Below are 11,069 nucleotides of genomic sequence, written 5' to 3'. Positions count from 1 at the left end.
ACGTCGTCGCGGACGGGCCGTTCGACGCCGCCGCGGCCCGGGACCGGCTGACACGCGCGCTGCCGGCAGCGCTGGTGCCGCTGCTGGCCGAGGTGGCCACGCTGCCGACGCGGACCTCCGGCAAGGTGGACCGCGCCGCCCTGCCCTGGCCGCTGTCCACGGTGGACGAGCCGGGTTCGGCGCTGCGCGGTACCGCGGCGTGGCTCGCCCAGCGATGGGCCGAGGTGCTGGGCAGCGCCCCGGCCGGTCCGGACGCCGACTTCTTCGCCAGCGGCGGCGGCAGCCTGGCCGCCGCCCGGCTGGTCTCGCTGATCCGCGCCGAGTACCCGCAGGTGGCGGTCCGCGACGTCTACCAGCGGCCCACGGTCGCCGCGCTGGCAACGCTGTTGGACGAGTCGGCGACGGCGCGCACCACGAGCCGTCCGGTCGCGCCCACCCCCCGGCGGGCCGGGCTGGTCCAGACGCTGTTGCTGCTGCCGCTGTTCACCCTGGTCGCGGCGCGCTGGGTGGTGGTGCTGGCGGCGATCACCAACCTGCTTTCCGTGCCCTGGGCGCCGGCGGTGTCCTGGTGGTGGATCGGGCTGGGGGCGGTGCTGCTGATCAGCCCGCCGGGCCGGATCGCGATCGCCGCGGGCGGCGCGCGGCTGCTGCTGCGCGGCGTTGCGCCGGGCAGCTATCCGCGCGGCGGGAGTGTCCACCTGCGACTGTGGGCGGCCGAGCGGCTGGCCGAGATGTCCGGCGCCACCGGCCTGGCCGGCGGCTGGCTGACCGGCTACGCCAGGGCGCTGGGCGTGCGGATCGGGCCGGACGTGGACCTGCACTCGATGCCGCCGGTCACCGGCATGCTCAGGCTGGGCCGGGGCAGCGCCGTCGAACCGGAGGTCGACCTGTCCGGGCACTGGCTCGACGGCGACCGGCTGCACATCGGGACGATCCGGATCGGCGCCGAGGCGACGGTCGGCGCGCGCAGCACGCTGCTGCCCGGCGCCCGGATCGGCAGGCGGGCCGAGATCGCCCCCGGATCCGGCGTCACGGGCGCCGTGCCGGCCGGCGAGCGCTGGGCCGGCGTGCCCGCGACGCGCACCGGCCGGGCCGCCCGGCGCCATCCGGCCGGCCGGCCGCGCCGGACCTGGCGGTGGACGCTGGGCTACGGCATGACCTCGGCGCTGCTCATGCTGTTGCCGGCGTTGGCCACGGTTCCCGCGCTGCTGATCGTCGCCGCGTTCCTGCGGGGCGAGGCCGACCTGTCCGGGGCGCTCGGCGCCGCGCTGCTCGCCGTGCCGCTGGCCACGGTCGCGTTCCTGGCGAGCTACGCGCTGCTGGTGCTGGTTCTGGTGCGGGCGCTCGGGATCGGGCTGCGGGCCGGCCAGCACGCCGTGCACGGGCGGATCGCCTGGCAGGCCTGGACCACCGAGCGGCTGATGAGCATGGCCCGGGTGGCGCTGTTCCCGCTGTACGCGAGCCTGCTCACCCCGGTATGGCTGCGCGCGCTCGGCATGCGGATCGGCCGGGGCGTGGAGGCGTCCACAGTGCTCGCGCTGCCCAGCATGACCACCGTCGGCGACGGCGCGTTCCTCGCCGACGACACGATGATCGCCTCCTACGAACTGGGCGGCGGGTGGCTGCGGATCGCCGAGGCCCGGGTCGGCAAGCGCGCCTTCCTCGGCAACTCCGGGATGACCGCTGCGGGCCGGGCGGTGCCCAAGCGCGGCCTGGTCGGCGTGCTGTCGGCGGCGCCGAAGCACGCCAAGGCCGGCAGTTCCTACCTGGGCATGCCGCCGATGAAGCTGCCCAGAACGGCCGAGGGGGCCGAGGCGAGCCGCACGTTCAGTCCGCCAAGGAGGCTCCGGATCGCGCGGGCGGCGGTGGAGCTGTGCCGGATCGTGCCGGTGATGGGCACCGTCGCGCTGGCCGTGCTCACCATGGCCGCGCTGGCCGCGTTGGGGCCGGTGCGCGCGCTGATGCTCGGCGGGTTGGTGCTGCTGGCCGCCGGGACGCTCGCGGCCGTGGTGTCGATCGCGGCGAAGTGGTTGCTGCTCGGCCGGTTCCGGGTCACCGAGCATCCACTGTGGAGTGGGTTCGTCTGGCGCAACGAGCTGGCCGACAACTTCGTCGAGGTGCTGGCCGCGCCGTGGCTGCTCGGTGCGATCAGCGGCACCCCGCTGCTCGGCCTGTGGCTGCGCGGGCTCGGCGCTCGGGTGGGCCGCGGCGTGTGGTGCGAGACTTACTGGATGCCGGAGGCCGATCTGATCCACCTCGGACCGGGCGCGACCGTGAACCGCGGCTGCGTCGTGCAGACCCACCTGTTCCACGACCGGATCATGCGGATGGACGAGGTGCGGCTGGGCGCGGGCGCCACCCTCGGTCCGCACGGGATCGTGCTGCCCGGCGCGCAACTCGGCGCCCGCACCACGGTCGGCCCGGCGTCGCTGGTGACCCGCGGCGAGACCGTGCCGGCGGACACCCGGTGGCTGGGCAACCCGATCACCGCCTGGCGCTGAGCGTGGCCGGTCAGCGCGGCTACCGGGTCACCCATTACGACCTGGACCTGGACTACCGGCCGAACACCGCGCGGTTGGCCGGGCGGGCGACGATCTCGGCAGTGGCCGGGGCGGTGCTGCCCGAACTCGTCCTGGACCTCGGGGCGTTCCGGATCGACCGGGTGAGCGTGGCCGGGCGCCCGGCGCGATACACCCACCGGGCCGGCCGGCTGCGGGTGCGCCCGGCCCGACCGGTCGCGGCCGGCGCGGAGTTCACCGTCGAGGTGCGCTATGTCGGCACACCGCAACCGGTCCGCAGCTACTGGGGCGAGATCGGCTGGGACCGGCTCACCGACGGCGCGCTGGTGGCCAGCCAGCCGTTCGGGGCGCCCAGCTGGTTTCCGTGCAACGACGACGTGGCGGACAAGGCCGGCTACCGGATCTCGGTGAGCACCGCGTCGCCGTACACGGTGCTGGCCAACGGGGTCCTGGTGGCGCGCAAGACCGGGGCCAGCACGACGACCTGGGTATACGAGCAGGCCGAGCCGATGTCCACCTACCTCGCGTCCGTCCACATCGGACGTTATGACCTGATGGAGTTGGTCGGCGGCGCGGTGCCCCAGATCGCGGCGGTGCCGGCCCGGCTGGTGGCGGACGCGAGCCACGACTTCGCCCGGCAGAACGAGATGATGGCCACCTTCGAGCAACTGTTCGGCGCGTACCCGTTCGCCCGGTACTCCGTGGTCGTGGTGGACGAGGACCTCGAGTTACCGGTGGAGGCGTTGGGGCTGTCCACGTTCGGCGCCAACCATGTGGATGGTCGGCGGGGGGCGGAGCACCTGGTGGCGCACGAGTTGGCGCACCAGTGGTTCGGCAACAGCCTGACCGTGGCCGACTGGCGGCACATCTGGCTCAACGAGGGCTTCGCGCAGTACGCGGAATGGCTCTGGTCCGAGGTTTCCGGCGCGGCATCGGCCCATTCGCTCGCGCAGCGCTCCTGGGCCGCGCTTTCCCGCCAACCGCACGATCTCGTCCTGGCCGACCCCGGTGTCCCGCAACTGTTCGACGACCGGGTGTACCAGCGCGGCGCCCTCACCCTGCACGCCCTGCGCACCACCATCGGCGACCGCGCCTTCTTCGCCCTGCTCCGCGACTGGGCCGGCAGCTACCGGCACGGCACCGTCCGCACCGAAGATTTCACCACCCTCGCCCAGCGCCACACCGCCACCCCGCTGGACTCACTGTTCGAGTCCTGGCTCCGCCAGGCCCCCCTCCCCCGCCTGCCCCGCGCGGTCGCTCGGTAGCCGCACCGTGAAAACCGTCCTTCCCGGTCGGCTTTCCAGGGTGACGGTGCCGCCGTGAGCGGTTACCAGGAGGTGGACCACGGCGAGGCCGAGGCCGCTGCCGCCGTTGGCGCGGGTGCGGGAGTCGTCTACGCGGTAGAAGCGGTCGAAGACGCGGGTCTGGTGCTCGGGTGGGATGCCGGGGCCGGTGTCGGTGATCGCGAGTTCCACCGCGCCGTCCGCGCGGCGGGCGGTCAGGGTCACCTGGGTGCCGGGCGGGGTGTGCGCGGCGGCGTTGGTCAGCAGGTTGTCGATCACCTGACGCAGCCGGACCGGATCGGCCCGCAGCGGCAGCGGCTCCTCGGCGATGTCCACGGTGAGCGGATGGGCCGGCTGAGCCACCCGGAACGCCTCGGCCGCCTGCCCGGCCAGTTCGGCGAGATCGGTGCCGGACAACCGAAGCGGCGTCTCCATGTCCGGCGAGTCCAGGCGCGCCAGCAACAGCAGGTCGTCGACCAGCACGCTCATCCGCGCGGTCTCGGCCCGGATCCGGGCCAGGTGCGCGTCCCGCTCGGCCGGCTCGTTGGCCGCGGCGTACCGGAACAACTCGGCGTAGCCGCGGATCGAGGTGAGCGGTGTGCGCAGTTCGTGCGAGGCGTCCGCGACGAACCGGCGCAGCCGCTCGTCGGCGGAGGTGCGGGCGGCCAGCGAGGCGTCGATGTGCTCGAGCATCCGGTTGAACGCGGTGCGCAACTCCTCCACCTCCACTCCCCCACCGCTGCCGGACACCCGCACCGGCAGGTCGGCCGAACGGGTCAGGTCGTGCCCGGTGATGTTCCGCGCGGTCGCCGCCATGTCGCTGAGCGGCCGCAGTCCCTTGCGCAGCACCAACCGGCCGACGAACACCAGGACCGCGAGGGCCAGCACGAACGCCGCGCCCAGTTCGAACACCAGCCGCCGCACGGTGCGGTCGAGGTCCCCCTGCGGCGCCGCGCTGACCAGCACCTCGCCCGGGCGCACCGGACAGGCCCGGACCCGGAAGTTGCCCTCGCCGTGGATGTAGACGGTGCGAAACACGTCGCCGCCGCCGGCATCCCGGGCCACCGCCGTCAGTGGGTCCACTGTAGACGGTAGTGAACCGCCCGGTTCCGGCTCGGCGGTTCCGTCGCGGACCTGGAAAACCGCCGAGTACCAGGCATACGGCGCGCGGGGCGGGCCGCGCCGGGCAAGCAGCCGCCCGATCTGGTCCTTCTGAGTCGAGGCGAGCTGCTCGTCCAGCCGCTGCGCCAGGTAGCTGTGCATGGTGGTGACCAGCACCGTGCCGACCACCGCGAACACCACCAGCGCCAGGGCCGCGAGGCCGAGGGCGAGCCGGGTGACCAGCCGCAGCCGAGAGTTCACCGGGTCGTCAGCCGGACCACGTAGCCCACCCCCCGCACGGTGTGGATCAGCGGATCCCGGCCGGCGTCGACCTTGCGGCGCAGGTGCGACACGGCCAGCTCCACCACGTTGGACCGGCCGCCGAAGTCGTACTGCCACACGTGATCGAGGATCTGCGCCTTGGCGAGCACGGTGGGCGAGCGGCGCATCAGGTAGCGCAGCAACTCGTACTCGGTGGGGGTGAGCGTCACCAGGTCGTCGCCCCGGCGCACCTCCCGGGTGTCCTCGTTCAGGGTGAGGTCACCGACCCGCAGTGCCGGTGTGCGCCGGGTCCGGCCGCTGCGCCGCAGCACCGCGCGCATCCGCGCCATCAACTCCTCCACCGCGAACGGCTTGACCAGGTAGTCGTCGCCGCCCCGGGTCAACCCGGCGATCCGGTCCGCGGTGCCGTCCCGGGCGGTGAGGAACACCACCGGCACCGTGTTTCCGTGCTCCCGCAAGCGGTCGAGCACCGCGAACCCGTCCATGTCGGGCAGCATCAGATCCAGCACGACGATGTCCGGCACGAACGTCGCCGCCCGGCCGATCGCCTCGGTCCCGGTTCCGGCCGTCAGGGCGTCCCAGCCCTCGTACCTGGCCACGGTCGCGACCAGATCGGCGATGTGCGGCTCATCGTCCACCACCAACAGCCGAACGCGGTTGTCCCTGCCCATGGCGACCATCCTCCGGCACGGATGTGATCCGGACAGCAAACCGACAGCTCGGCGACAGCTTACGCATATCTACATCGACTTGGCGATAATCAAACGTTTTGTAGCACAATAGGCCGGTGTCCGAGCCGCGCCCGAAACTACACCGTCGCCGGGAGATCGCCGGCGGCAGCGCCCGCTCGCTGCTGATGACCATTCTCGGCGAGTTCGTGCTGCCGCGTGACGAGCCGGCCTGGACCGCCGCGCTGGTCGACGCGCTGGGCATGTTCGACGTCGAGGAGAAGTCGGCCCGGCAGGCCCTGGCCCGCATCGCCGCCGAGGGCTGGCTGCGCTCCGACCGGTTCGGCCGGCGGGTTCGGTGGAGCCTGACCGGGCCCGGCCGGCGGCTGCTGGCCGAGGGCGCCGAGCGGATCTACGGGTTCGGCAGCGGTGAACGCAACTGGGACAACCGCTGGCTGATCGTCCTGGTGACGGTGCCGGAGGCGCACCGCGATCTGCGGCACAAGCTGCGCACCCGGCTGAGCTGGGCCGGTTTCGGCTCCCCCGCGCCCGGCGTGTGGATCACCTCCCGGACCGAGGCCGAAGCGGACGCCAAGGTCATTCTCGACGAGCTCGCGCTCTCCGGGCAGGCCATGTCGTTCGTGGCCGGTTACGGCGCGCTGGGCGAGGAGCCGGAGATGGTGGCCGCCGCCTGGGACCTGGGTGCGGTGGCCGAGCGCTACCGGCAGTTCATCGAGGAGTTCCGGGCCACCCGCCCGCGCAGCCGCGACGACGTGTTCCGGGCGCAGACCCGGCTGGTCCACGAATGGCGCCGGTTCCCCTTCCTCGACCCGCAACTGCCCGCCGAACTCCTTCCCCCGCAATGGATCGGCGCCACCGCCACCGACCTCTTCAACGACCGGCACACCCGCTGGCGCGAGATCGCCCAACAACGCTGGGCCGAGCTGGCGGGCTGACCAGCCGCACCGGCTCAGTCACCGGGCGCGACTTCGGGGTGACCGCGGAGCCATTCCTCGATCAGGCACGTCGCGAGCCAATGTCGGCTCACACGGGCCAGGTGCTCAGCGGAAACACCGGTGCCCCGGTCGGAACGGCGCCGCGGATCCGCCCCCCGGGCCAGCAGATAGGCGGTCACGTCGACATGAAGCGGCAACCCCGTCTGAACGTGACCGTCGATCTCCACGTCGATCGCGTGGTGGAGCAGCGTCAGTCCCCCGTGTTCCTCGTGAATGTCCACCCCGGCGTCCAGGAGGTCACGAAGGGCTTCCAGATCCGCCATCTCCACCGTCTGGTGGGCGGGGCTGAGTTCCTGCATGTGTTGACCTGCTCACTCGACCGCCGATCCTTCCAAATGGACAGTCTAGACAGCCAGGCCGGGAAACACCTTGGCCGCGTTGCCGGAGCGGACGGCCCGGAGCACATCGGCGGGAAGGCCGAGGTCGGCGAGGGCGGCGGCGTTGCGGGCCGGGCCGGGCACGCCGGGCCAGTCGGTGCCGAAGATCCATTTGGTGGCGAGCCGGGTGAGGTCGAACCGGGCGTAGTACTCGGGAAGCTTGCGCGGCGGCAGGCCGGCCAGGTCGATCCACACGTTGTCCCGGGACATGGCCAGGAAGGCCGCGCTGTCGTACCAGCCGCCCCGGCCGCCGTGCGCGAGCACCACGTCGACGTCCGGGAAGTCCTCCAGCACGTCCAGCATCAGGTCCGGATGGCCGAACCTGGCCCGGGCGCCGGGAAACGTGGAGGTGCCCGAGTGGATGATCACCGGCACGCCGCGCTCCCGGCACACCTGGTAGGCCGGATACAGCTCCCGGTCGTCCGGGCGGAACCCGGCGTGCACGGGGTGCAGCTTGAGCGCCACCGCGCCGAGGTCGAGCTGACGCTCCACCTCGGACGCGACCGGATGGTGCAGGTGCGGGTTGACGTTGGCCACCAACCGGAACCGCACCGGGTTGTACTCGACGATCGGCAGGTTGTCCTCGATGCGCTGGATCCCGGTGGCCCGCGGGCTGTACTCGCAGAACAGCAGCGCGCGGTCGACACCCTCGGCCTCGAACAGCGCGTCCAGCCGCTCCGGCACCGGGTCACCGGCCGCGTCGTAGGCGGACTGCCAGTCGTGCGCACCGGAGAACCGCTCGGCCCAGCCGGACCACGAGGGCTTCAGCGTGGTCAGCCGGGCCGCGTGCACGTGGGCGTCGACGAGCGGGTCGGCACCGGTCATCAGACCAGCTCCGCGGCCGGCTGGCCGGGTCCGATCGAGTCGTGCACCAGGTCCCGCAACACGTTGCGCCGGATCTTGCCCGTGGCCGTCTTGGGCAGCTCGTCGAACGCGACCACCGCGCGGGGCCGTTTGAACGCCGCCAACCCGTCCCGGCACCACTGGATCAGCGCGTCGGCGTCGACCTCCGTGCCGGCCACCGGCACCACGCAGGCCACCGGCTTGTCCAGCCCGACCTCGTCCGGCGCGGCGACCACGGCCGCCTCGGCGACCGCCGGGTGCTCCAGCAGGCGCTGCTCCACCTCGGCCGGCGACACCCAGATACCGCCCGCCTTCAGCATGTCGTTGTACCGGCCGAGACAGGTGTAGGTGCCGTCCTCGTTGCGCACGTAGCTGTCCCCGGTGCGCAGCCATTCGCCCAGGAACATCCGCTGGGTGGTCTCGGTGCGGCACCAGTACCCGGTGGCGATCGACGGGCCGCGCAGGTACAGCTCGCCCGGTTTGCCGGTGTCCTGGACCGCGGCGCCGTTCTCGTCGCGGATCTCCACGTCGTAGCCGGGCACCGGGGTGCCGGACGACCCGGGGCGCACCTGGCCGGGCCGGTTGGACAGGAAGATGTGCAACGCCTCGGTGGAGCCGAGCCCGTCGAGCAGTTCGACGCCGAACCGCTCGGCGAACCGGGAGCACACCACCGCCGGCAGCGGCTCGCCGGCCGAAACCCCTTGGCGCACCGAGCCGAACGTGTCGTCCGGGATGTCGCTGTTCAGCAGCGCGGCGTAGAACGTGGGCACCGCGAAGAACAGCGTCGGGGCGTCGGCGCGGACCCGCTCGGCCACTCCCTGCGGGGTGGGCCGGCCGCGCATCAGGATCGCCGCCGCGCCCGCCGCGAGCGGGAAGAAGCAGGAGTTTCCCAAGCCGTAGGCGAAGAACAGCTTCGGCACGGACAGGCAGCGGTCGTCCGGCGCGACCCCGAGCACGCCGGAGCCGTAGCAGCGCGCCACGTCGCGGATGCTCGCGTGCCGGTGCATCGCCCCCTTGGGCTTGCCGGTGGTGCCGGAGGTGTAGAGCCACAGGGCCGGCGAGTCGGGCCAGGTCGGGTAACCCTCGGCGCGCTGGCCGCCCGAGCGCAGCTCGGCCCAGGAGACCCCCGGGACACCCAGATCGGCCTCGCCGTCCAGCACCACGTGGACCACCTCCGGCGCCGCGGCCAGCGCCGTGGACGCGGCTGCGGCGAACTCCACGGAGGTGCACAACACCCGCGCTCGGGCGTCCACCACCATCGTCGCCAGTTCGTCGCCGGTGACCATGGTGGACACCGGAACCGGCACCGCGCCGAGATGCATCGCGGCCAGGATTCCGGACAGCAGTTCGACGCTGTCGGCCATGCAGAACACGACCCGCTCCTCCGGGCGCACCCCGAGCGCGGCGAACCCGGCGGCGACGCGGTGCACCTCCTCGGCGAGCTCGGCGTAGGTCAGCGTCCGGTGCGCGGTCAGCACCGCCGGGCGGTTGCCGTCGCCGGCCCGCACGTGCCGGTCGACCAGGAAGTCCGCCGCGTTGAAGATCTCCATGGCGCCCTCAGCTCAGGTAGACGTACTCGAAGTCGAACGGCTTTCCGTTGATTCCGTTGCGCGGTGGGGCGAGCCAGCTCGCGATCTTGCCGCGCTCGTACACCGGCCGCATCAACGAGCGCACGAAGGCCAGGTCGGTGCTCGTCGGCAGCCACCGGTCGCGACCGGCGGCCCAGGTCTGCTCGTCCACGATGGTGCCGTCCGGGGTGATGTGGAACCCGGAGCTTACGCCAACCCTGCGGTTGAACCCCGGATGCGGCAGCGCCAGCCGGAAGTCCACGCCATGGTCGGCGAGGATCCGGTTCCACCGCTTCACCCCGGTCTCGCAGTCGGCGATGTACTCGCCGCGCAGGTCGAGGTTGAGCGCGAGCAGCGCGGAAAGCTCCTCGCAGTCCCAGGTTCCGTCGCCGGCCGGCCGGTCGAGCCGCACGCTGTCCTCGGTGAGCCGGTGGTCGTCGCGGCGCCGGGTCTCCTGCCAGCGCCCTTTCAGCCCGGCGGTGTAGTAGTTGGCCGCGTTGGTCGACGTCTCACTGCCGAACAGGTCCAGCGACACGGTGTAGTGGAAGTTCAGGTACTTCTGCAGGATGTCCAGCGGGATGCCGCCGTGTGCGGCGATGTCCATGGTGTCGTGCTCGCGGACCAGCGCCGCGCTGCGCTCCACCACCCGGTCGACACCGGTGGTGCCGACGAACATGTGGTGCGCCTCCTCCTTGAGCATGAACTCGCAGGTCCGCGACAGCGGGTCGAAGGCGCTCTCCTTGAGCGTGCCGAGCTGGTACTTGCCGTCCCGGTCGGTGAAGTAGGTGAACATGAAGAACGCCAGCCAGTCCGCGGTCTCCTCGTTGAACGCGCCGAGGATGCGTGGCGAGTCCGGGCTGCCGGAGTTGCGCAGCAGCAGCGCCTCGGCCTCCTCTCGGCCCTCCCGGCCGAAGTAGGCGTGCAGCAGGTAGACCATCGCCCACAGGTGCCGGCCCTCCTCCACGTTGACCTGGAACAGGTTGCGCAGGTCGTAGAGGCTGGGCGCGGTCAGCCCGAGCAACCGCTGCTGCTCCACCGAGGCCGGCTCGGTGTCGCCCTGGATGACGATCAGGCGCTGCAGGTCGGCCCGGTACTCGCCGGGCACCTGCTGCCACACCGGTTCGCCCCGGTGCTCGCCGAAGGCGATCATCCGGTCCGGGTCGCGCTCGGCGAGGAAGATCCCCCAGCGGTAGTCCGGCACGTTGACGTGGTCGAAGTGGGCCCAGCCGTCCCGGCCGACGCTGACCGCGGTACGCAGGTAGACGCCGTGCGTGTCCAGCGTCGGACCCATCTCGCCCCACCAGTTCATGAACTTCGGCTGCCAGCCCTCCAGCGCGCGCTGCAGCTTGCGGTTCGACGCAAGGTCGACGTTGTTCGGGATCTTGTCGTCGTAGTTGATCGAAGTCGTCATA

The 11,069-nt window shown here is 72.3% G+C and carries 9 protein-coding genes; 3 read left to right on the top strand and 6 right to left on the bottom strand.

The window, feature by feature from the left end:
- Positions 1-2,501, top strand: a 2,501-nt coding sequence (locus VFO68_RS11925; RefSeq protein WP_325158298.1) for a Pls/PosA family non-ribosomal peptide synthetase, incomplete at its 5' end; no start/stop codon positions are given.
- A complete protein-coding gene (locus tag VFO68_RS11920; RefSeq protein WP_325158297.1) occupies positions 2,468-3,784 on the top strand; it encodes a M1 family metallopeptidase in 1,317 nt (438 codons plus the stop codon). The genes VFO68_RS11925 and VFO68_RS11920, both read left to right, overlap by 34 nt.
- Here the strand turns inward: VFO68_RS11920 and VFO68_RS11915 are convergent.
- Positions 3,719-5,164, bottom strand: a complete 1,446-nt coding sequence (locus tag VFO68_RS11915) for a HAMP domain-containing sensor histidine kinase (RefSeq protein WP_325158296.1) — start codon at positions 5,162-5,164, stop codon at positions 3,719-3,721. The genes VFO68_RS11920 and VFO68_RS11915 overlap by 66 nt on opposite strands.
- Complete coding sequence (locus VFO68_RS11910; protein ID WP_325158295.1) at positions 5,161-5,856, bottom strand: response regulator transcription factor; 696 nt, start codon at positions 5,854-5,856, stop codon at positions 5,161-5,163. Before VFO68_RS11910 ends, VFO68_RS11915 begins: the two co-directional genes overlap by 4 nt.
- 116 nt (positions 5,857-5,972) lie before the next feature.
- Here VFO68_RS11910 and VFO68_RS11905 point away from each other — a divergent pair, with 116 nt between their 5' ends.
- Positions 5,973-6,809, top strand: a complete 837-nt coding sequence (locus tag VFO68_RS11905) for a PaaX family transcriptional regulator C-terminal domain-containing protein (protein WP_325158294.1) — start codon at positions 5,973-5,975, stop codon at positions 6,807-6,809.
- A gap of 14 nt (positions 6,810-6,823) precedes the next feature.
- On the opposite strand, the gene VFO68_RS11900 is transcribed toward VFO68_RS11905, so the two are convergent.
- The 4 genes from VFO68_RS11900 to boxB are packed head-to-tail and all read right to left on the bottom strand — an operon-like array spanning position 6,824 to position 11,068.
- A complete protein-coding gene (locus tag VFO68_RS11900) occupies positions 6,824-7,168 on the bottom strand; it encodes an ankyrin repeat domain-containing protein (RefSeq protein WP_325158293.1) in 345 nt (114 codons plus the stop codon).
- Between the two features lie 45 nt (positions 7,169-7,213).
- Complete coding sequence (locus VFO68_RS11895) at positions 7,214-8,071, bottom strand: amidohydrolase family protein (protein ID WP_325158292.1); 858 nt, start codon at positions 8,069-8,071, stop codon at positions 7,214-7,216.
- The gene (locus VFO68_RS11890) at positions 8,071-9,639 is read right to left on the bottom strand and encodes a benzoate-CoA ligase family protein (protein ID WP_325158291.1); all 1,569 of its coding nucleotides are present in this window, start codon (positions 9,637-9,639) and stop codon (positions 8,071-8,073) included. Before VFO68_RS11890 ends, VFO68_RS11895 begins: the two co-directional genes overlap by 1 nt.
- 7 nt (positions 9,640-9,646) lie before the next feature.
- Entirely contained in the window at positions 9,647-11,068 is a 1,422-nt protein-coding gene (boxB, locus tag VFO68_RS11885; protein ID WP_325158290.1) for a benzoyl-CoA 2,3-epoxidase subunit BoxB, read from the bottom strand.
- Position 11,069 lies beyond the last annotated feature (1 nt).

Origin of the sequence: Actinophytocola sp. (assembly GCF_035712165.1) — a bacterium.
GTDB lineage: Bacteria > Actinomycetota > Actinomycetes > Mycobacteriales > Pseudonocardiaceae > DASYTH01.
Note: the sequence above shows the minus strand (reverse complement) of the source record. Positions and strands in the feature narration are given on the sequence as shown.

Bases quoted from the DNA above. Each gene is read 5' to 3' on its own strand.
- VFO68_RS11910 (WP_325158295.1), bottom strand. From the start codon at position 5,856: ATGGGCAGGGACAACCGCGTTCGGCTGTTGGTGGTGGACGATGAGCCG.
- VFO68_RS11900 (WP_325158293.1), bottom strand. From the start codon at position 7,168: ATGCAGGAACTCAGCCCCGCCCACCAGACGGTGGAGATGGCGGATCTG.
- VFO68_RS11895 (WP_325158292.1), bottom strand. From the start codon at position 8,071: ATGACCGGTGCCGACCCGCTCGTCGACGCCCACGTGCACGCGGCCCGG.
- VFO68_RS11890 (WP_325158291.1), bottom strand. From the start codon at position 9,639: ATGGAGATCTTCAACGCGGCGGACTTCCTGGTCGACCGGCACGTGCGG.
- boxB (WP_325158290.1), bottom strand. From the start codon at position 11,068: ATGACGACTTCGATCAACTACGACGACAAGATCCCGAACAACGTCGAC.